At 61.8% G+C, this 20374-nt stretch carries 17 protein-coding genes and 1 pseudogene; 16 read left to right on the top strand and 2 right to left on the bottom strand.

Annotated elements, in window-relative coordinates:
- Positions 1-26: 26 nt before the first annotated feature.
- The 10 genes from J7E82_RS14665 to J7E82_RS14710 all read left to right on the top strand — a co-directional run bounded on the left by J7E82_RS14665 (position 27) and on the right by J7E82_RS14710 (position 10440).
- Positions 27-794 carry an electron transfer flavoprotein subunit beta/FixA family protein gene (locus J7E82_RS14665; protein WP_214863883.1) on the top strand — a complete coding sequence of 256 codons (768 nt, stop codon included), beginning with the start codon at positions 27-29 and terminating at the stop codon, positions 792-794.
- Between the two features lie 13 nt (positions 795-807).
- Positions 808-1782, top strand: a complete 975-nt coding sequence (locus J7E82_RS14670; RefSeq protein ID WP_214863885.1) for an electron transfer flavoprotein subunit alpha/FixB family protein — start codon at positions 808-810, stop codon at positions 1780-1782.
- Between the two features lie 55 nt (positions 1783-1837).
- The gene (locus tag J7E82_RS14675; protein ID WP_214863887.1) at positions 1838-2767 is read left to right on the top strand and encodes a cytochrome b/b6 domain-containing protein; all 930 of its coding nucleotides are present in this window, start codon (positions 1838-1840) and stop codon (positions 2765-2767) included.
- A 78-nt stretch (positions 2768-2845) separates the two neighbouring features.
- On the top strand, positions 2846-3982 hold the full coding sequence (locus J7E82_RS14680; RefSeq protein WP_214863889.1) for an acyl-CoA dehydrogenase family protein: 1137 nt from the start codon (positions 2846-2848) through the stop codon (positions 3980-3982).
- Between the two features lie 3 nt (positions 3983-3985).
- Positions 3986-5068, top strand: coding sequence for an enoyl-CoA hydratase/isomerase family protein (locus J7E82_RS14685; protein ID WP_308113851.1), 1083 nt, complete (start codon positions 3986-3988; stop codon positions 5066-5068).
- Between the two features lie 52 nt (positions 5069-5120).
- On the top strand, positions 5121-6032 hold the full coding sequence (gene mmsB / locus J7E82_RS14690; protein ID WP_214863891.1) for a 3-hydroxyisobutyrate dehydrogenase: 912 nt from the start codon (positions 5121-5123) through the stop codon (positions 6030-6032).
- Positions 6029-6805, top strand: coding sequence for an enoyl-CoA hydratase (locus tag J7E82_RS14695; RefSeq protein ID WP_214863892.1), 777 nt, complete (start codon positions 6029-6031; stop codon positions 6803-6805). The genes mmsB and J7E82_RS14695 overlap by 4 nt, the downstream gene beginning before the upstream one ends.
- A gap of 64 nt (positions 6806-6869) precedes the next feature.
- Positions 6870-8369 carry an aldehyde dehydrogenase family protein gene (locus tag J7E82_RS14700; RefSeq protein WP_214863894.1) on the top strand — a complete coding sequence of 500 codons (1500 nt, stop codon included), beginning with the start codon at positions 6870-6872 and terminating at the stop codon, positions 8367-8369.
- Between the two features lie 3 nt (positions 8370-8372).
- Entirely contained in the window at positions 8373-9608 is a 1236-nt protein-coding gene (locus J7E82_RS14705) for a CaiB/BaiF CoA-transferase family protein (protein ID WP_214863896.1), read from the top strand.
- Between the two features lie 25 nt (positions 9609-9633).
- Complete coding sequence (locus J7E82_RS14710) at positions 9634-10440, top strand: enoyl-CoA hydratase/isomerase family protein (RefSeq protein WP_214863898.1); 807 nt, start codon at positions 9634-9636, stop codon at positions 10438-10440.
- Between the two features lie 39 nt (positions 10441-10479).
- Here the strand turns inward: J7E82_RS14710 and J7E82_RS14715 are convergent, their stop codons facing one another.
- Both J7E82_RS14715 and panD read right to left on the bottom strand, forming a co-directional pair.
- Positions 10480-11013, bottom strand: coding sequence for a MarR family transcriptional regulator (locus J7E82_RS14715; protein WP_308113852.1), 534 nt, complete (start codon positions 11011-11013; stop codon positions 10480-10482).
- 298 nt (positions 11014-11311) lie between these two features.
- A pseudogene (panD, locus tag J7E82_RS14720) lies at positions 11312-11750 on the bottom strand (aspartate 1-decarboxylase).
- A gap of 450 nt (positions 11751-12200) precedes the next feature.
- On the opposite strand from panD, the gene J7E82_RS14725 reads away from it, so the two are divergent.
- The 6 genes from J7E82_RS14725 (at position 12201) to J7E82_RS14750 (ending at position 19282) form a co-directional block, all read left to right on the top strand.
- Positions 12201-12560: an MmcQ/YjbR family DNA-binding protein gene (locus tag J7E82_RS14725; RefSeq protein ID WP_214863900.1), complete on the top strand. Its 360-nt coding sequence runs from the start codon at positions 12201-12203 to the stop codon at positions 12558-12560.
- 317 nt (positions 12561-12877) lie between these two features.
- Positions 12878-14557: an ABC transporter substrate-binding protein gene (locus J7E82_RS14730; RefSeq protein WP_214863901.1), complete on the top strand. Its 1680-nt coding sequence runs from the start codon at positions 12878-12880 to the stop codon at positions 14555-14557.
- Between the two features lie 53 nt (positions 14558-14610).
- The gene (locus J7E82_RS14735) at positions 14611-15618 is read left to right on the top strand and encodes an ABC transporter permease (RefSeq protein WP_214863903.1); all 1008 of its coding nucleotides are present in this window, start codon (positions 14611-14613) and stop codon (positions 15616-15618) included.
- A complete protein-coding gene (locus J7E82_RS14740) occupies positions 15615-16511 on the top strand; it encodes an ABC transporter permease (RefSeq protein ID WP_214863905.1) in 897 nt (298 codons plus the stop codon). Before J7E82_RS14735 ends, J7E82_RS14740 begins: the two co-directional genes overlap by 4 nt.
- A complete protein-coding gene (locus J7E82_RS14745; RefSeq protein ID WP_214863907.1) occupies positions 16508-18403 on the top strand; it encodes an ABC transporter ATP-binding protein in 1896 nt (631 codons plus the stop codon). The genes J7E82_RS14740 and J7E82_RS14745 overlap by 4 nt, the downstream gene beginning before the upstream one ends.
- A gap of 63 nt (positions 18404-18466) precedes the next feature.
- The gene (locus tag J7E82_RS14750) at positions 18467-19282 is read left to right on the top strand and encodes an alpha/beta fold hydrolase (RefSeq protein ID WP_214863909.1); all 816 of its coding nucleotides are present in this window, start codon (positions 18467-18469) and stop codon (positions 19280-19282) included.
- The last annotated feature ends 1092 nt before the right edge of the window (positions 19283-20374 follow it).

Below are 20374 nucleotides of genomic sequence, written 5' to 3' on the forward strand. Positions count from 1 at the left end.
ATCGCAATCGCAGGAGGAGCGGTTCAATGAAAATCATCGTGCTGGTGAAGCAGGTGCCGGACACCGCAGAGGAACGCAGGCTTGATCCGGCCACCGGGCGCCTGGACCGTGACGCAACGGATCGTGTTGCCGACGAGATCAGCGAACGCGCCCTTGAGGTAGCGCTGCGCTGCAAGGACGCGGATAAGAAGACTGAGGTCGTGGTACTCACTATGGGCCCGGCGGATGCCGACCAGGCGCTGCGCAAGGCCCTGTCCATGGGTGCCGACTCGGCGCTCCATGTTCTAGATGACGGGCTGCAGGGCGCCGACATTGCACGGACAGCCGAGGTGCTGGCCGCTGCGGCTAAGCAGGCCGGCTTTGATCTGTTGGTGGCGGGCAACGAGTCCACAGACGGCCGGGGCGGTGTGGTGCCGGCGATGATTGCCGAACATCTGGCTTTGCCGTTGCTGCCCTCGCTGAACTCGATCGAATTCGACGAGGCGTCCGTCGGCGGTGAGGTCGGCGTCGAGAATGGGGCCCTGACGGTTCGTGCATCGCTGCCGGCGGTGATCTCCGTGACTGAACGGGTAGCCGAGGCCCGCTTCCCCAATTTCAAGGGCATTATGACCGCCAAGCGCAAGCCCTTGGCCACCATGTCCCTGAGCGATCTGGGACTGGACACAGCGCCTCCGCAATCAGCAGTGCTGACTACGTCCGAACGGCCGGCCCGCGCCGCCGGAAAGAAAATCTACGACGGCGGCGGCGCCGGCGTTGAGCTTGCCGAATTCCTGGCCGCCGGCCGCCTGATCTGAGCGAGGAACCTCCATGTCAAACGTACTGGCACTTATTGAAATATCGCACGCCGGAGATATCGCCGGCAGTGCACCGTCCGTCATTGCAGCCGCTGCAAAACTCGGCACCCCGATTGCCGTGGTCGCTGTAGAGCCGGGCCACACCGCCGGCATCTCCGAGCAGCTTGGCGAATTCGGCGCGCAGCACGTCTATGTCGCCGAAAGTACCCAGACCGGCATGGTGCTCGCCGCCCCCCAAGTCGCTGCGCTCGCCAGCGCCATCCAGGCGTTCTCCCCGATAGCGGTGATAGCCGCCAATTCAGTGGAGAGCAGGGATGTTGCGGCGCGGTTTGCCGTTCGCGTCGGAGCAGGCCTGCTGGCCGACGTCGTCGACGTCGCCTTCTCTGCCGACGGCACCCCGGTAGCCTTCCACTCCGTGTTCGGCGGGGCCTACATGGTGGAGGCGACCGTCTCCGCAGGACTGGCGGTCATCACGCTGCGCCAGGGCGCTCTGGATGACCGAGCTCCCGCAGCCACACCGAAGACCACGATCGTGACTGTCGACGCTGAGACTGGCAACGCAGCCGTCATCGAACGGGTCCACCCGGCCATTGCCGACTCAGGACGCCCGCCGCTGAATGGCGCATCCACCATAGTCTCCGGAGGCCGCGGCCTGGGCTCGAAAGAGAACTTTGTGCTCGTCGAGCAACTGGCAGATGCGCTCGGTGCCGCTGTCGGTGCATCCCGCGCAGCTGTGGACGCGGGATACGTCCCCCAGGCCTCGCAGGTCGGGCAGACAGGAATCACCGTCTCCCCGCAGCTCTATGTAGCTTTGGGCATCTCCGGGGCGATCCAGCACCTGGCCGGCATGCAAACCGCCAAGACCATCGTTGCGATCAACAAAGACGAGTGCGCGCCGATCTTCGACGTCGCTGACTTTGGCGTCGTGGGCGACGTTTTCACCGTGGTGCCCCAGCTGATCGAAGCACTCAAAGCCCGCCATAACTAGGACTTCACCCCCGGCCAATGCAGGCCGGCGGTGATCCACGGAAAGGAACAAGTACATGACCACCACGACAAAGCCGGGCACGGCGCCCAGGAGCAGGGCCAAGGTGGTCACGGCCGTCGTTATCGCGGTGGTGACATTGCTGGCCGTAGTGCTCATTGCCAAATGGACGCGGACCCTACCCGCGTTCCAATCCTTCCTGGCAGATTACCCAGGTCATGTGGACCTGCCCGCAGGCGCCCCGACAGGACTGCCGGGGTGGCTGGGTTGGCAGCACTTCCTCAACGCCTTCTTTCTTCTGCTGATCATACGTTCCGGCTGGCAGGTCAGGACCACCACCCGCCCGAAGGCGCATTGGACGCGGAACAACAAGGGCCTGATCCGGACCAAGAACCCGCCGTCCAAGATCAGTTTGGACCTGTGGTTTCATCTGACCCTGGATGCACTCTGGGTGCTCAACGGCGTCGTCTTCGTGGCGCTGCTCCTGGCCACGGGGCAGTGGATCCGCATCGTGCCCGCCACTTGGGAGGTCTTTCCCAACGCCCTGTCCACCGCCGTCCAGTACGCCTCGCTGAACTGGCCAATTGAGAACGGATGGGTCAACTACAACTCTCTGCAGGTGCTGGCCTACTTCACCACCGTCTTTATCGCAGCTCCGCTGGCCCTCGCTACAGGGCTGCGCATGTCAGGCGCCTGGCCCAGGAACGCTCCGAAGCTCAACAGGGCTTATCCGATCGAACTCGCCCGCGCCATCCACTTCCCGGTGATGCTTTACTTCGTCTTCTTCATCATCGTCCACGTGACCCTAGTCTTCGCCACAGGGGTATTGCGCAACCTCAACCACATGTACGCCTCAAGCGACGACGGCAGCTGGGCAGGGTTCTGGATCTTCGCCGCTTCACTGGCGGTCATGATCGCCGCCTGGTTCCTGGCGCGCCCTCTGTTTCTGCGCCCTATTGCCTCGCTGACAGGCAAGGTTTCACGCTAGCGGCAGGGCCTCCTGCCGGCATTGGAAGTGCCCTCGGGCGCGGCTACACAACCAACCACGAGCTCGGAAGGGCGAAAGATGTTTGAACTAAACGAGGACCAGCAAGCAATGGTCCAGATGGTGCGGGACTTCGCGAGCGAAGCCCTGGCACCCAACGCGGCCAAGTGGGACGAAACCAAGCACTTCCCAGTGGACGTGCTTCAGGAGGCCGGCGCCCTGGGCATGGGCGGCATCTATGTCCAGGAGAAGTTCGGCGGCTCCGGACTCACGCGCAGCGACGCGGTACTGATCTTCGAGGAACTGGCCAAGGGCGACACAACGATTGCCGCCTACATCTCTATCCACAACATGGTGGTGTGGATGATCGATACCTTCGGCAACGATCAGCAGCGCGCCCAGTGGGTGCCGCAGCTGGCCTCAATGGAGGCACTGGGCAGCTACTGCCTCACTGAGCCGGGCGCCGGCTCGGACGCCGCGGCACTCAGCACAAAGGCAGTCCGCGACGGCGACGAATACGTGCTCAACGGGGTCAAACAGTTCATTTCCGGCGCCGGAGCTTCCAGCTTTTACATCGTCATGGCCCGCACCGCCGACACCGGGAGCAGGGGCATCACGGCAATCGTGGTTCCCGCCGATACCCCCGGGCTGTCCTTCGGGGCCAACGAGAAGAAGATGGGCTGGAACGCGCAGCCCACCCGCCAAGTCATCTTCGAGGACGTCCGCGTCCCCGTCGCTAACAGGCTGGGCGAGGAAGGCAGCGGCTTCGGGATTGCAATGAGGGGCCTCAACGGCGGTCGTATCAACATGGGTGCGTGCTCCCTTGGCGGCGGCCAGGTTGCCCTGGACAAGTCCGTTGCCTACCTCAAGCAACGTTCGGCATTCGGCGGGCCGCTGATCAACCAGCAGGCCCTGCTCTTCCAATTGGCCGACATGGAAACGGAACTTGAGAGCGCCCGGACCCTGCTCCGGCGTGCCGCCGATGCGCTGGACAGGGGAGCGGACGACGCCGTCAAACTCTGCGCGATGGCCAAGCGGGTTGCCACGGACGCCGGGTTCAACGTAGCCAACGCCGCTATCCAGCTCCACGGCGGCTACGGATACCTCAGCGAATACGGACTCGAAAGGATCGTGCGGGACCTGCGGGTCCATCAGATCCTGGAAGGCAGCAACGAGATCATGCGTCTCATTGTCGGCCGGATGCTGGCGGAGGCGTAGCCCGTGGAAAGCGAAGCATTGCAGAACAACGAGATCCTGCTCCGGCGCGACGGCCGTCTGGGCCACATCATCCTAAACCGGCCCCAGGCAATGAACGCGTTGACCCAGGGCATGGTGAAGACCATCGCCGCCACGCTTACAGAGTGGGAGAACGACGACGGCGTGTCGACGGTTCTGCTGTCAGGTGCCGGAGAGCGGGGGCTCTGCGCTGGCGGAGACATAGTGGCCATCTACCGTGACGCTCTGGACGGCGGGCAGGAGACTGCCCGCTTCTGGATGGACGAGTACTGGCTCAATGCCCACATCGCGCGGTATTCGAAGCCCTATGTGGCGGTGATGGACGGGGTAGTGCTCGGCGGCGGAGTCGGCGTTTCCGCCCATGCGTCGGTGCGCATCGTTACGGAGCGGACGAAGGTCGGCATGCCGGAGACCGCCATCGGTTTCGTCCCCGACGTAGGGGGCACCTACCTGCTCTCCCGTGCTCCGGGCGAGCTGGGCACCCATGTGGCGCTGACCGCGTCGACTATCTCCGGGCCTGACGCCATCGCCTTGGGGCTGGCGGACTTCTTCGTGGACAGTGACACGTTGCCCGCGCTGGCAAGGGCCCTTGGCAGTATGGATGCCCGCGAAGCGGTCCAGGCGTTCGCGCCGGATTACTTCCCCCCGTCGGCGCTGGTTTCGGAGCGCGGGTGGATCGACGAATGCTACGCGTTCGACGACGTTGAGGCGATTGTCGATGCCCTGCAGCGGTCCTCTGCGCCGGCCGCCCGCGATGCGGCAGACCGCATCCTCGCCAAATCACCGACGGCACTGAAAGTGACATTGGAGTCGCTCCGCCGGGCACGGCAGATGCCCCTCCTGGAAGAGGCACTGGACCAGGAATACCGTGTTTCCCTTCGTTGCCTGGCCGGCGGCGATTTTCCCGAAGGTATTCGCGCGCAGGTCATCGACAAGGACCGCAACCCACGCTGGTCGCCGCCGTCGCTGGCTGAAGTCTCGACCGAGGCGGTGGAAGCGTACTTTGCGGACCTTGGTGCCGCAGAACTCGGGCTGGGCGCGGAAGCCATCCACCATCTCAACAAATAGACGAATCCTCAGGACACAGGTCGTCAGGGCAAAAAGGTAGGAGAAGAGTTTCATGACCAAACGGATAGCCTTCATCGGACTGGGCCACATGGGTGGGCCCATGGCCGTGAACCTTGCCAAGGAAGGTTACATGGTTGAGGGTTTTGACCTTGCGCCCGCAGCTCTGGAGTATGCCCGGGACAATGGCGTTACCTTGGCTGCTTCGGCGGCTGAGGCCGCCAAGGACGCCAACGTCGTCATCACCATGTTGCCTGCGGGCAGGCACGTCCTCGCGGCTTATCAGGGCGAGGATGGACTCCTCGCGGCGGCCAAGCCAAACACCCTGTTCCTGGACTGTTCCACGATTTCCGTCGAGGATTCGCGGACCGCCCATGAACTTGTCCAAACGGCGGGGCATCGCTGTCTGGACGCGCCGGTCTCCGGCGGTGTGGTCGGGGCTGAAGGCGGGACGCTGACCTTCATGGTCGGTGGCGATGAGGCAGACTTCGTCGAGGCAAAACCCGTCCTGGAAGCAATGGGCAAGCGCATAGTCCACTGCGGCGGCCCGGGCGCCGGGCAGGCTGCCAAGGTCTGCAACAACATGATCCTGGGCGTCTCCATGATCGCGGTCAGCGAGGCCTTTGTGCTGGGTGAACGGCTGGGTCTGTCCAATCAGGCACTCTTTGACGTCGCCGCCAACGCGTCGGGCCAGTGCTGGGCGTTGACCACCAACTGTCCCGTGCCCGGACCGGTGCCCGCCAGCCCGGCCAACCGCGACTACCGGCCCGGCTTCGCCGGAGCTCTCATGGCCAAGGACCTGGGCCTGGCAGCCCACGCCATGGAAGCCACGGGAGTCGATGCCCGCCTGGGCAGTCTGGCCGAAGAAATCTACCGCCGCTTCGCCCAAGGAGACGGCGCGGAGCAGGATTTCTCCGCAATCATCAACGAGATTCGGGCGAACTCCAAGACAAAGGAAATGGCATGAGCGATTACCAAAACATCGTTATCAAGCAGCAGGGCCGCGTGGGCATCATCACCCTTAACCGTCCGGAAGCCCTGAACGCGCTCAACGATGCGCTTGGCTATGAGGTCCTGGCCGCAGCACTTGAATTCGACCAGGATCCGGGTGTCGGAGCCATTGTCATTACCGGCTCGGAACGCGCCTTCGCCGCCGGCGCGGACATCAAGGAAATGGCCACGAAGTCCTACATGGACATGTACCTGGAGGACTGGTTTGCGGCCTGGGATCAGCTTGCCAGGGTCCGCACCCCGATGATCGCCGCGGTGGCAGGATACGCCTTGGGCGGCGGCTGCGAGCTCGCCATGATCTGCGACTTCATCATCGCCGCCGATAACGCCAAGTTCGGCCAGCCCGAAATCAAGCTCGGAGTCATTCCCGGCATGGGCGGCTCCCAACGCCTTACCCGCGCGATCGGCAAAGCCAAGGCGATGGAGATGGTTCTCACCGGTCGGACCATGGGGGCCGAGGAGGCCGAACGCGCTGGCCTCGTGGCCAGGATAGTTCCAGTAGCAACGCTAATGGACGAGGCCCTTGCCACCGCCGAAACGATCGCTGCCATGTCCAAGCCCGTGGCCCTGCTCGCGAAGGAAGCCGTCAACTCCGTTTACGAGACATCTCTGGCCGAGGGAGTCCGCCTTGAGCGCAGGCTCAACCATTCATGCTTTGCCATCGAGGACCAAAAGGAGGGGATGCAGGCCTTTATCGAAAAGCGTTCCCCCCGTTTCAGTCACCGGTGAACTCCACCCGTTAGCCAGTTGGGCCTCCATGAGGCACAGAAGAATTCTTGAAATGCGAGGAAGCATGACTGAAGTAAGCGTTGACCCACGGTTCGGATCCATCCTGAATGGTACAGATCAACTGATGTGGATCGACGGCGAGCGGACGGAGGCGGCCACGGGGGAGTGGCGCGAGGTCAAGAACCCCGCGCGCCGGGACACCGTGATTGCCCGGGTGCCGTCTGCCGGTACCCAGGACGTGGAGCGCGCCGTCGCCGCATCGCGCAAGGCCTTTCCGGGATGGCGCTCACTGCACTTCACGGAGCGTGCCCGTGCGTTGTCCCGGATCGCCGACGATATCGAGGCCAGGGCCGAGGACTTCGCCCGGCTGACCGCACTGGACACCGGCAACGCGCTACGCACCCAGGCCCGCCCGGAGGTGGCGACCCTGGTGGCCCTCTTCCGCTACTTTGCCGGCATTGCCGGCGAGGTCAAGGGCGCCACGCTGCCAGCCGGAGACAACCAGCTGCAGTACACCCGGCTGGAACCCCTCGGCGTGGTCGCCTGTATCCTGCCCTGGAATTCGCCGCTGATGATCGCCGGCTTCAAGGTACCCGCCGCGCTGGCTGCGGGCAACACGGTGATCCTGAAGGCGGCCGACGACGCTCCGCTGACCATCCTGCTGCTGGCGGAAATCTGCAACCGGCATCTGCCCGCCGGCGTCGTCAACGCTCTGACCGGGCGCGGCAGTGTCATCGGTTCGGCGCTGTCACGGCACCCGGGAGTGGACAAGGTTTCATTCACCGGCTCCACTGACGTGGGGCGCGGTGTCGCACGCGAGGCCGGAGAACGGCTGGCCCACGTGTCGCTGGAGCTCGGCGGCAAGAACCCCTCAATCGTCTTCCCTGACGCGGTCGATGACGAACTGATAGACGGTCTGCTCGCGGCCTCACGATTCACCCGCCAAGGTCAAAGCTGCACAGCGGGCTCGCGGCTGTTCCTGCACGAGGACGTCTATGAGGAGGTACTCGATCGGCTGGTGGCCAAGCTTGGTGCCCTGAAGGTCGGGGATCCTCTGGACGAGGCCACCGACATGGGCGCCATCATCAACAACAGTCAGTTCACGCAGATCAGCCAGTACCTGGAGGAAGGGCGGGCCAGCAAAGACCTGGAAATTGCGCTGGGCGGCAATGTGCCATCCGAGGGCCCGCTGACGGAGGGCTACTATCACCTGCCCGCCGTGTTCGGCGGCGTGAAGAACGAATTCCGGCTGGCCCAGGAGGAAATCTTCGGCCCGGTCCTGGTCGCCATCCGCTGGAAGGACGTTGACGATGTCGTCCGCATGGCCAATGACACCCACTTCGGTCTTGCCGCCTACGTGTGGAGCCACAGTCTGGACAACGCCCTCAATACTGCCCATCGTGTGGAAGCGGGCTGGGTACAGATCAACCAAGGTGGCGGCCAGGTAGTGGGGCAGTCCTATGGCGGCTACAAGCAGAGCGGCATCGGCCGCGAGGTGTCCCTCGAGGGCATGCTGGCGGGCTTCACGCAGACCAAGCAAATCAACGTCAAGCTGCGGGGCTGAGCCATGGCTGAATCAACAGCGACAGCCGCACCACTGGCCGGGATCACGGTCCTGGATCTCAGCCGCGCGCTTGCCGGTCCCTTTGCCACGGCACTCCTGGCGGACATGGGTGCGGCGGTTATCAAGGTTGAGAGCATCAAGGGCGGCGACTCAACCAGGTCCTGGCCGCCATTCGAGAATGAACACAGCCTCTATTTCGACTCCACCAACCGGGGAAAATCATCCTTGGCCCTGGACTTTTACAGTCCCGAGGGACAGAGACTGCTACGTCAGCTGGCGCTGGAAGCCGACGTCCTCGTGGAGAATTTCCGACCGGGCGTCCTAGGCGACATCGGGCTGGATCCGGCCGGGCTGCGCGCCGAAAAGCCGGACCTGATAATCGCCTCCGTGAGCGGCTTCGGCACCACAGGTCCGCTCAGCCAGGCGGCCGGGTTGGACCAAGTGGCCCAAGGCATGTCGGGCCTCATGTCCATCACTGGTCCGGACTCGGAGAATCTGTATCGCGTTGGGGTGCCGCTCATCGATATGTATGCCGGAGTGTTCATCGCGTTCGGCATCGCTTCAGCCCTGGCCGGCAGGGAACGCAACGGGGCAGGGATGGAAGTTTCGACGTCGCTCTTGGAGTCCGCGCTGGCCATCTCGTCCTTCCAGGGGCAGCGCTATCTCAGCACCGGCGAAGTGCCAGTGCCGCAGGGTAACAATCACCCGGTGCTCTCGCCATACGGCGTTTTCAAGACCGCTGACATTCCGATCATCATCGCCGTCGGCAACGACAAGCAATGGCGCCAGCTGTGCGAGCTGGTGGGTGATCCGGGCCTGGTCGATGAACGGGAGTATGTCACCGGCCGCGACCGCACGATACATCGGGACGCCCTGACGGCACGCCTCGAAGGGCTGCTCGCAGTGCGCCCTGGAACCGAATGGGTGCAGATGTTCCGGGCCGCGGGGATCCCCACCGGGCCAATCTACAATTACCGCGAAGTCTTCCATGACCCACAAGTCCAGGCCCTGGACATGGTCCGGCACGTCTCTCGGCACGACGGCTCACCCCTGCCGCTGTTGCGGGGCCCGCTATCCATCAACGGCGAAGGTACGCCCATCCGCAAAGCGCCGCCAGCCTTAGGTGGGGACACCCGACGAGTGCTGGAGGGGCTGCGGCTCAGCGAGGAGCAGATCACCGGACTCCTTGAGGCCGGTGTGGTGAGGGAAGCTCTTGTTCCGCAGGACGTGCCGCTATGAAAACCGAACCGCAAGGGAGGAAACTGTGACCGGAACCCTCCGGGTCGAATACAACGGTCCGGTGGCCACCATCGTGCTGGACAATGAGCGCCGGCGCAATGCGATGACCAAGGACATGTGGCAACAGTTCCAACCCCTGCTCGATCTTCTGGCGGTCGACGAAACCGTTAAGGTGGTAGTGGTGCGTGGAGCGGCGGAGAACTTTTCCGCGGGAGCAGACATCAGCGACCTCAAAGACATCCTGCATGATCCCGGCACCGGCCGGCACGACGGCGGCCACGTCACCGCCGGAGAAAACGCGCTGGCCAGTTTCCACAAGCCCACCATTGCCGCCATCGACGGCTACTGCATCGGCGGCGGCTGGCAGATTGCAGGTGCCTGCGACATCCGGATCGCCTCCGACCGGTCAACATTCGGCATCACACCCTCAAAGGTCGGCATAATCTACCCGCTGTCGGGCATTGAACGGCTGGTCAGGCTGGCCGGGCCAGCGACGGCGAAATACCTGCTCTTCAGCGGAGACTTTATCCCGGCTGCGGAAGCGATGGCCCTGGGCTTGCTGGCACGGGTGGTACCCCAGGGCGGTTTCTGGGCGGAAATCACGGAATTCGCCGAGCGTCTGGCCTCCCGTTCGCAGCTGTCCATCCAGGCGATGAAGGATATCGTGGACATCATCGCCAAGGGCGGCGATGACCCGGGGGAGACCAGCGCTGCATGGCAACGTGAAATGGCCCTCAGCGGTGAGCCCGAGATAGGGATCCAGGCTTTCCTCGCAAAGCAGACTCCCGAATTCAAATGGGCGGGACGTGATTCCCGGCTCTTCGAGCTCTAGCCGCGTTTTGGCATTCTGTTGGAAGTGCCCGCCTTGCCGTCACTCGTCGTCCAGGCGGGCATTTTCATCGAAGTCGCCCGCCTGGCGCCGGAAGCGACCAAGGGTTTCGATCAGACCCTCAACCTCGTCACTGGTAAATCCGGTTCGGGTGAATACCTGCGCGTTCAGATCCTTGGTGGCTGCCAGGACAACGTCCCGGCCCTGAGGGGAAATCTGCACCAAGGTGGCCCTGCCGTCCGTCGGGTGGGCAACCCTGCGCACCAGCCCAGCACGTGCCAGTCGGTCCACCGCACTTGTCACGCTCGTGGGGTGGACCTGCAGCCGTGCACTGGCCTTGGCCATGGGCAGCGACCCGCTCCTGGTGAAACTGAGCAGCGCCAGCAGTTCATAGCGGGCGAACGACAACCCATGGGGTTTGAGCACGCCTTCGATACGGCCGAGCAGAATCTGCTGGGCACGCATGAGCGCGGTGACCGCGGCCATGCCTTCGGCGGCATCACCCCATCCGTGCTCCTGCCAATGACGCTGGGCCTCGGCTATCGGGTCCTTGGACAGGGGAAGCAAGCCCGGCACGCCATCTCCTTCGATCGAAAATACCTGAGCAATATGCTCCTTTTGACTAATTCTCTCATTTCGAAGCGTGTTACTAGGAAATGCTAGTATTGCGGCCAAGTTCGGGGTAACGGAGCGTTCGAGGGCGACGAGGAACCGCTTTATGTCGAGACAAGGACAGCCACTATCTCATCCAGCACACGGTCTTCTCGAATCACTCAACGGATCTGAGCAGTCGCACCTGACGTAAGGAATATCCTGCAACTCCGGACAGGATGGCGTTTTCTCCTAAAGTAAAGCGCAGGCGGGGTACCAGCCCTCACAGTCCGTTCCGGAGTGCTGTCTTGTTCAGCGCGAACGGGGGCCGCAGTAGTCCCGGTGTGAGGCCCTGGGCGGGGTCATTGCCCCAATACTATGAGCCGGTTGTGTTGGTCAACATGAACCACACGCGGTTCGTAGACCCTCGCTTCTTCGGAGGTCATCTGAGCGCACGGAATCAGGATGACAATGTCGTTTTCATGTACCACGTGCGCAGCCGGCCCAATTGATGCCGATGACGCCCGAGGCCCGTTCGCCGGCGATGGTGTAGGTCTCCAGACGGGCGCCGTTAGTTACGTCCACGATGGCGACGAGCTCCCCCGGAAGGACGTCGGCAGCATCGAGCAGGTCCAGGTTGACGGTGACCAAACCTACATAATGCAGGTCAGCCTGAGTGACGGTGCCCGGTGGATTTTGGATTTGAATATTGTTCGATCCACAGGAAGCTCCAATACTCGGGTTGCTGTAAGGCCGCCGGTCTACAGCCGATTCAGCATGAACGCCGCCCTTGCGGAACGCGTAGTGGCATCTTGCCAGCAGCTCGCAATCGCCTGCTTCCACAATTGCTGGTATTGTCCACGAATCGGCCCCCTCGCTACAGGTGTGCGCATTTCCCGATAGCATCGTCGACCGGACAGACACATGGCAGGGACTGATGAGGTGCAGACACTGCAGGAGTGCGCCAAGATTCGCGCCGAGTTGCTGCATGGTGCGGGGCTGGAACAGGCGTTCGGACCAGACTCGGAGATCTAAAAGTGCGGGAAGGTGTCCATGCTGCTTACCACCGGGACTAATGACCCAATCGTGATCTTTCTGGCGGTCGAGAACCTCCCGCGGGTTCACCGGCCGGTGGATGCGGAGACGTTCGAACGGGGCCTGCAGTCGTGACATTGAGCGGCGAGGAAGTGCAGCGGATTGCTCGGCAGGTTGCCGAGGGTTTGCCGGAGACCAGTAGCGGCTATCCGTTTACCCCTCACCTGCAGGTGTGGAAGGTAGCGGGTAAGGTCTTCTTGATCGTGACCGAGGACGATCCGGATCAGCAGATTGTTACCGTCAAAATAGGCCTGGACCACGGCGACGCACTACAGCGAGACCACGCCTCGATCAGCCGAGGTCACTACCTCAATAAGGAGCATTGGGTATCTATCGCGGCCGGCCCCGGGATCACCCGCACAATCGTGGAAGACCTCGTCCACGGCTCGTATGAACTCGTCACCGCGGCACTCTCTGGGAAAGATCGGCCAGAGTAAGTCGTCGCGCTGTCGAAACGTGCGGGGGCCATCGTCCTTTCGAAAGGAGGACACGTCACAGGATCGGAAGCAGCGCCGTTCGAGCCCAGAATGAGCTGACCTGCTCCTAATCAGTAGCCAACGAGTCAGCCACGTCAGGTGCCTCTCCAACTCCTTGGCGCGCCGGTAAGACGTCGCGCGATTGTTTGCCTTGCATTGTGTATGATCTGGCGGGCATAGGCGTGCTGGGCCCGCAGACCGGCCGAACCGCTTGATACGGCGGCATTGTGGGAAACACAAACAGCCTCCGCTAAGTTGTGAAATCCAACAATCAACACGTGACCTCCTTCACAGATATGTTCTTTTCAGTCGTCATCGGTCTGTCCGAGGCGTTGAACCTGGAGGTGTATCGCATGGTCCACAACTTTCAAGAGCCGTCCGCGTCAGGGCCCGTCAATCCGTTCAAGCTAGAGACTTCTCGGCGCCAGGTGCTGGCGGTCGGAGGCATCAGCCTCGGCGCTCTCTTGCTCGCTGCTTGCACCAATTCGCCGAGCAGCGGCACCGAGCAGTCCGGCGGAACGCCCAAGAAGGGCGGTACCCTGCGCATTTCGATCGGTGACGGTAGCAGTTCGGACACCTTGGACCCAGGTACCGCTCTCACGGCAAATGCATCCTTGGTCGTGAAAACGATTTATGACCCGCTTGCTGTCACCGACAATAATTTCCAAGTGCAGCCGGCCCTGGCGACATCGTGGGAAGTCAACTCCGACGCGACGCAATGGACGATTCACCTTCGAGAAGGTGTGAAGTGGCATGACGGAAGCGACTTCACGTCAAAGGACGTCCTTTACACCATCAGCCGCTGGCTCGATCCAAAGACGGGGAGTGCGATCAACGGATTCCTGTCGCCCTACCTCGACATGGGCGGGGTTTCGGCACCGGATGCCTCGACGGTTGTGCTCAACCTTAAGAAGCCCAACAGCGTCCTGATTCAGACTCTGGGCGCGAACCCAGCAAGTCAGATGATCAAAGACGGAGTGACAGACTTCAGCGGCAAGAACTTGGTGGGAACAGGGCCATTCAAGCTAACGGCATGGAGCCCCGGCACGGGGTGGAAGGCTGTGCGGAATGACGCATACTGGGGTGACGCGGTGTACCTGGATGGGATCGAGGCATCGATTACGCCGGATCAGGGCGCAAAGCTGCAGGCCGCGCTATCAGGAGCAGCTGACATTACCGATTTGATTCCGGTCTCGCTGTGGGCGGGGGTTCAAGGCCGAAACGACTTGGTTCTCGAGACGATCAAGAACAGGCAAAGCTGGGTCTTCGCGTTCGATCAGCGGGTGGCGCCCTTCGACGACCACCGCGTGCTCGATGCCATCAAGCTTGCAACCGACCGCGATAAGATGGTCGAGACCGCGCTGCTCGGCCAGGGGACGGCCACCGCAGATGTGCCGATCGCTCCTGGCTCTTCCTGGTACCCGTCCGGGCTCAAACCAGAATATGACCAGGGCAAGGCGAAGGCGCTGCTGGCCGAGGCGGGTTTCCCGAACGGACTGGACATGAAGTTGAGCGTGACAGATTCTGTACCCGGAATGTTGGATGCTGCTCAAGCCTGGCAGCAGGCCGTCAAGAGTGCCGGGATCAACGTGACATTGGACCAGTTCTCGCCGGACACGTACTGGTCGAAGGGGTATATGGCCACCCCTGCTTTCATGAGCTTCTTTACCCAGTTCTTCCCGCCTGTCGGGTTCGACGCCTTCTACCGGAAGAGCGCTGCTTGGCCCTACACCCACTTCGCAGATCCAGCTGTGGACAAAATAGTCGACGAGCTTTACGCAACCACAGATCAGAGCCGGCAAGTCGAGCTGACCCAAGAGGCTTACCTGCAGGCTCGAAAGTCCTTTGGCCTTCTAATTCCTGTTTTCTCGGACGCTGCTTATGCACGGTCTTCCAAAGTTAACGGCGTCTTCATGAACTTGGACACAGTAGATTTCCGAAAGACGTGGTTGGCCTGAAACCTCGGGGCGGCACAGATGTTTGATGATTCACAATTGAGAAAGGGTATGAAATGACTATCGTGGCAGCGGAACCGATCGCGGCGCCGGTGGTCGCACCCCGGAAGAGTATGACTCGCGTTTGGGCCTTGGTTCGTCAGCTTCTGATGTCGGTTCTGACGCTCTTGCTGATTTCGTTCATAGCGTTCGCGGCAATGAACCGTTCACCTGAGCAGATCGCGCGCAACGCGCTCGGAATCAGCGTTACCGACGAACAGTTGCAATCCTTCATCACGTTGCAGGGACTAGACCGTCCGTTGCCCGTTCGATACCTTGACTGGCTCGGTCACTACCTTCAGGGTGATTGGGGCACTACTCTGACCTCAAAATTGCCGATCAAACCTCTGGTGCTTCCTGCTTTCGCCCACACAGCTGAGCTCGCCCTGGCGTCTCTGGTCTGGTCCCTTCCCGTGGCCATCGCCCTCGGGGTGTTCATGGCTCGAAAAGGAGGAGTCTTTGATCGCGTCGCGTTCGTGGTGATGACCGTCCTGGCTGCGCTCCCGGAATTCGTCGTTGGATTGGGCTTGATGATCCTGCTAGCAGTTCAGCTCCGCTGGCTGCCCGTTTCCTCCTCGGCTGTCTCGGGGGAGGTTAGTTTTGCCTGGCTCCAGGCATTCGTCCTCCCCGCTTTGACCCTCGGACTGATTGTTGTGCCTTACGTCTCGCGCATCGCACGTGCCTCTGTCTCAGAAGCCTTGAACGCTCCCTTTACAAGGAACGCCGTCCTGCGAGGGTTGCCCCGGCGCCGAGTCGTGTGGCGACATGCGACCCGTTCCGCGGCCGTCCCGCTAGTGCACGCCGTCGCGCTCGTCATGATTTACCTGCTCGGCGGTGCCATCATCGTCGAGAACGTCTTCGCCTTCCCAGGGCTAGGACGGCTCTTGGTGCAAGCGATCGCGCAGGGCGACACGAACTCGGCTCTCTCGATCACGGTGCTGCTCGGTGCGGTATTTATCGCTCTTAGCTTCGTTGCAGACATTTTTGTCGCCTACCTCAACCCACGACTGAAGGCGGCCCGATGAGCGCGGATTCCATGCCCCAGACGACAGTTATTCATCGCAGGCCAGTACGAAGGCTGCGTGTCCTCCGACCGATCACGCACACCTGGTCAGGGCGCTCCGGGCTCGTGATCATCAGCGCCGTCGTCCTAGTCCTGATTTTTGGTCCAGCACTGGCTCCTCATGCATATGATCAGCTTGCTGTCGGGCGGCCGCTCTCGCCGCCGACCAGCGGTTTGCCGTTCGGGACGGACAACCTGGGGCGGGATGTCTTCAGCCGGTTCCTGCTGGGTGGTCAGATGGTGTTGCTGATTCCGCTCGCGGCCGTTGCGTTGGCGACGATCACCGGGGGTCTGTTGGGGATGGTTGCTGCCTACGCCGGTGGACTGCTCGATAAAGTCGTAGCCCGAGTCTTCGACGTTCTTCTGACTCTCCCGCCCCTGCTCATTGCCCTCTCCGTCATCGCTGGCTTTGGCTCGTCAACGACAGTCCTGTTGACGACGGTGGCAGTGATCTTCATGCCGCAAATTGGAAGAGTGGCCAGAGGAGCAACACTCGCGGTTGTCACGTCCGACTACGTCCAAGCAGCGCGGGCACGCGGCGAGCGTCCTTTGTCCATTGTTGTTCGGGAGATCGCCCCAAACATCGTCGGACCGCTCGTCTCGGATCTCGCCCTCCGGGTTACCTATGGAGTGCTCTTCGTCGCGGCCCTTAACTTCCTTGGTCTCGGAGCTAAGCCACCGTCGCCTGACTGGGCCCTATCTATCGCGAGCAGCCTGGGGTATGTGCAGGTCCAGCCCTGGGCGGCTCTCGCGCCGGTAGTCGGCATCGCTGCCCTGTCGGTTGGCCTCAACCTGATCGCAGACTCGATCATCTCTTACGTCAGCAACGACACTACAAAGGACTCCATGCTATGACTACCTCGGTCGCGCTCGAAGTGCGCGGGCTCTCAGTAGGGTACGGCCAGCGGAACAGTGACATCAAGGCGGTCGTTAATGATGTCGATTTTGTTCTGGAGCGAGGAAAGATCCTCGGAATGGCGGGCGAGTCCGGCTGCGGTAAGAGCACGACGGCGCTGGCGGCGATCGGCTATCGGCCCGGCGCGATGCAGGTGCCCGCTGGCAAGTCAAAACTTGGGGACATTAATCTACTGAACATCCCCCTTCCACAACTTCGGCGCATATGGGGTAGCAAGGTTGTTTATGTGCCCCAAGCATCATCGAACGGGTTGACTCCAGCTTTGACGATTGGACGTCAGATGGCTGAGCCCATGGAAATCCACCTCGGGCTGAAAGGACGAGCCAACCGCGACAGGCAGGTCGAACTTTTGCAGGAGGTCGGCGTTCCTAATCCGGAGGCCGCCCTCCGGCGCTATCCGCATCAGTTCAGCGGTGGCCAGCAGCAGCGGATTAACCTGGCGATCGCCCTCTCGTGCAACCCCGAGGTGCTGATCCTCGACGAGCCGACCACTGGGTTGGACGTGACGACACAAGCCCGGATCGTGAAACTTCTCAAGCGCGTGATCGAGGAGCACCAGACTGCCGCCCTGTTCGTGAGCCATGACCTGCCTCTCCTCGCGGAGGTTTCCGATCGGATCGCAATTATGTACGCGGGCCAGATCGTGGAGTCAGCTCCGGCGAGGGAATTGATGTCGAGCCCAGAGCACCCTTACACCAGGGCGCTGCTCGCGGCCGTTCCGGACCCGACCGGCACTCGTGCATTGTCCGGGATCCCTGGTGTGCCGCCGCCGGGAGTTGTCGAGGGAGCCTGTCCTTTTGTCCCGCGATGCCCCTTCAGCATCAAGAGCTGCTCGGAATCGAACCCGAACCTGTTGCCATTGAGACCTTCTCACAACGTTCGGTGTGTGCGGGCGGGCAACTATGAAAGGCCTTCGATTAGTGACCGGCCTTCAGTTCTCGGAGTGATCGAGGAGTCGGCGCCGCTATTGTCCGTCGACGACGTGTGGTGCGAGTACGGCTCTCGGGGTCGTTCGACGCCGGTCGTCAACGGGGTCACTTTCAGCGTTGCGCCGGGTGAGACGCTTGCGCTCGTCGGTGAGTCCGGCAGCGGAAAGTCAACCCTGCTGCGCGCCATCGCAGGGCTGCACCCTCGAAGCCGCGGTGAGATCCAGTTTGATGGTGCCCCACTCGCCCCCGAGGTAGGAAAGCGGTCACGCTCTATGCGGCGTGATGTGCAAATTGTCTTTCAAAACCCTGATATGTCTCTGAACCCGCGTCACGACGTCATGGGCCTCGTCTCGCGGCCTCTGCAGCTCTTCCAACCCGAGTTGTCCAAGGCCGACCGTGAAGATCGCGTGCGTAAAATTTTGGCCGATGTTAATCTTCCGGAGACGGTGGTTCATCGGTATGCCAGCGAGCTGTCTGGCGGACAGAAGCAACGCGTCGCGATCGCCCGGGCATTCGTGACGAACCCGCGGCTGATCCTTGCCGACGAGATCACCTCCGCACTCGACGTGTCTGTGCAGGCTGCGATCCTTGATCTTCTGTCCAAGTTGTCTGCGGAGCATGGAACTTCGGTGGTATTCGTCACCCATGACCTTGCGGTTGTCCGCGCAGTCGCCCATCGTGCTCTTGTTTTGCAGAAAGGCGTTGTCAGAGAGATCGGTCCGGTCGCCCAGCTTTTCGAGTCGCCCGCGGACGACTACACGCGCGAACTGGTTGATGCCATTCCGATGTACAGCCCGACCGCCTCTCCCATTGCCCCTGCATCATCGCGACGCCCAACAGAGAGTACTCCGGTACCTGGCTTTCAGGATGTGCGGGACCTCAGAGTAGAAAGGGGCGCGTAGCAGTCACTTCATGGCTTCTGATCGGGAACAACGAATATTGGAAACAACGGATAGGAGTGACCCGTGAGCGGGACGAATTTGACTTTGACAACATCGGACGGGGTCACGATTCGGTACGACGACGAGGGCGAAGGGCGGCCGATCGTTCTCTCGTCCGGCGGTAGCGCCCACAGCGGCCACTGGGTGTTGCAGCGCGACGCCTTGTTGGAGGCTGGATACCGTGTCATAAGGTACGACCACAGGCTGCATGGGCGCTCCGACGTATCCGAGCACGGGCAGCGGATGAGCCGGCTCGGGCTGGACCTGGGCGAGCTGCTGACCGCTCTGGACCTTCATGACGTGGTTCTGGTTGGCCATTCGATGGGAGTATCGACAAGCTTGGCTTACTTCTCCATCGCCGACGATGCCTGGGACCGAATCACTGCGTTTGTCGCTGTGGACCAGTCTCCGAAGATTGTGAACGACGCCGAGTGGCAATGGGGTGTTCGGGGCATCACCGAGGAAAACGTCTTTGACGCGGCCTACTTCCGCTATGACTGGCTCAAGGATGGTTTTGAACCGGATTTGCCCGATGACGTACGGCATCTCGTCGCTTCGATCACGCCATCTTGGGAAGACTTCCCTTGGGACAAGGCACACCGCCTTCTCCTCGACCACTTTGTCGCCGACTGGCGTGACGTTGTGCCGCACATCCAGGTCCCCACACTGGTCATCACCGGCCGGGACACACCCTTCTACGAGCTCGAAGGCATGCGCTGGTTCGCCGACACCGTCCCAGACGGACGCCTCAGCGTCTTCGAGCACAGCGGTCACGACCCCTACCTAAGCGAGTACCTGGAGTTCAACGCCCAGCTCCTGGACTTCATCGCCCAGCATTGAATCGGGGCTGCCGTTATTCAATCAGCTTGTCGCTGCGTCCCCGCGCGGCGCACATCATTCGGCGACGGTCGGGAGCGGTCTCGGGCAGGATTCCGGAAAGCGCCTCTGTTGGGTTATCAGGCGGGCGATTCACAGGACTTGCACGCTTTTTAGTGTCGGCGGCGTGATGCCAACTGACGTTGAACAGTCGTTCTACAGCAAGCTCGGGCAGGACCGGACATTGAACTTGCGATGGCCGACCCCTTGGCAGGATTACTGGTGCCACAATCGTCGGTCCAGAGCTTGCTTCCCGCGATTACGGATGGCGAGGTGGTAGGCTCTCCCGTGCAGCCCGCCGAATTGGCGCGGATTCGGTCGGAAGCGGGCTCGCACGGGCGATGGTGACAGGATTCCTCCTGGTGCTTGACCGCTATGACTGACGATTGTCCTGTTGCCTCGGGGATGCCGGGCAGCGAAGCCATCGAAGCTTTCGCCGTCGAAAAGCCGTGTCGGAATGTGATCACGTGGCTCTCCTGAGAGCAGGCTTGCCAGGGTACAGCTGGTTCTAGCCCGTAGGGGCTCAAGTCGTGGAGGATCATTCGGGCTTAAACCTGAAGCCCCATCCGCCAGCGAACGGCTTCGTTGCATACAGATCGATTCCCGATTAGACGAAGGTTGCATCCAGTTGGACGCCGAGTCGCTAACAGGGAGGACTTCAATACCCGCTCATCGGAGGATTCTGCCGTGTACTGGTTGTAGACCGTGAGCAGGGCGAACGTTTGCCGTCACCTTTTGCCTGTTCCAGGAAAAATGCGACCGGATTCGCCGGACCGGCTTTCCACAGGATCCGAGGCGGGAGGCCGCCCGCAGAAGGATCGCTTCCAGAAGAAGCTGGAATCCTGAAGTTATTGCCGCTGACGTCAACGATCCTGTTCACCTTCAGCCTTCTTGCCGAATGTTGATATTTAGAAATAAGCAGGTCCAGGAGCGAGTAGTGAGTCCGTCGAAGAGTTTGGGGGAGCTGAGTATGAGGCTCCTCAGGCTAAGGTAAGGGGCTGCCTTAGGCGCATGCGGTGGGGCGCATGGGTCTGGTGGCTGTGACAGGTTTGGATG

Source organism: Arthrobacter sp. ISL-30, assembly GCF_018613855.1.
In the GTDB taxonomy this organism is placed as follows: domain Bacteria; phylum Actinomycetota; class Actinomycetes; order Actinomycetales; family Micrococcaceae; genus Arthrobacter.

Excerpts from the sequence above, each read along its gene's own strand:
- mmsB (WP_214863891.1), top strand. The coding sequence starts at position 5,121 with ATGACCAAACGGATAGCCTTCATCGGACTGGGCCACATGGGTGGGCCC.
- J7E82_RS14680 (WP_214863889.1), top strand. The coding sequence starts at position 2,846 with ATGTTTGAACTAAACGAGGACCAGCAAGCAATGGTCCAGATGGTGCGG.
- J7E82_RS14705 (WP_214863896.1), top strand. The coding sequence starts at position 8,373 with ATGGCTGAATCAACAGCGACAGCCGCACCACTGGCCGGGATCACGGTC.
- J7E82_RS14665 (WP_214863883.1), top strand. The coding sequence starts at position 27 with ATGAAAATCATCGTGCTGGTGAAGCAGGTGCCGGACACCGCAGAGGAA.
- J7E82_RS14670 (WP_214863885.1), top strand. The coding sequence starts at position 808 with ATGTCAAACGTACTGGCACTTATTGAAATATCGCACGCCGGAGATATC.
- J7E82_RS14700 (WP_214863894.1), top strand. The coding sequence starts at position 6,870 with ATGACTGAAGTAAGCGTTGACCCACGGTTCGGATCCATCCTGAATGGT.
- J7E82_RS14745 (WP_214863907.1), top strand. The coding sequence starts at position 16,508 with ATGACTACCTCGGTCGCGCTCGAAGTGCGCGGGCTCTCAGTAGGGTAC.
- J7E82_RS14735 (WP_214863903.1), top strand. The coding sequence starts at position 14,611 with ATGACTATCGTGGCAGCGGAACCGATCGCGGCGCCGGTGGTCGCACCC.
- J7E82_RS14740 (WP_214863905.1), top strand. The coding sequence starts at position 15,615 with ATGAGCGCGGATTCCATGCCCCAGACGACAGTTATTCATCGCAGGCCA.
- J7E82_RS14675 (WP_214863887.1), top strand. The coding sequence starts at position 1,838 with ATGACCACCACGACAAAGCCGGGCACGGCGCCCAGGAGCAGGGCCAAG.
- J7E82_RS14695 (WP_214863892.1), top strand. The coding sequence starts at position 6,029 with ATGAGCGATTACCAAAACATCGTTATCAAGCAGCAGGGCCGCGTGGGC.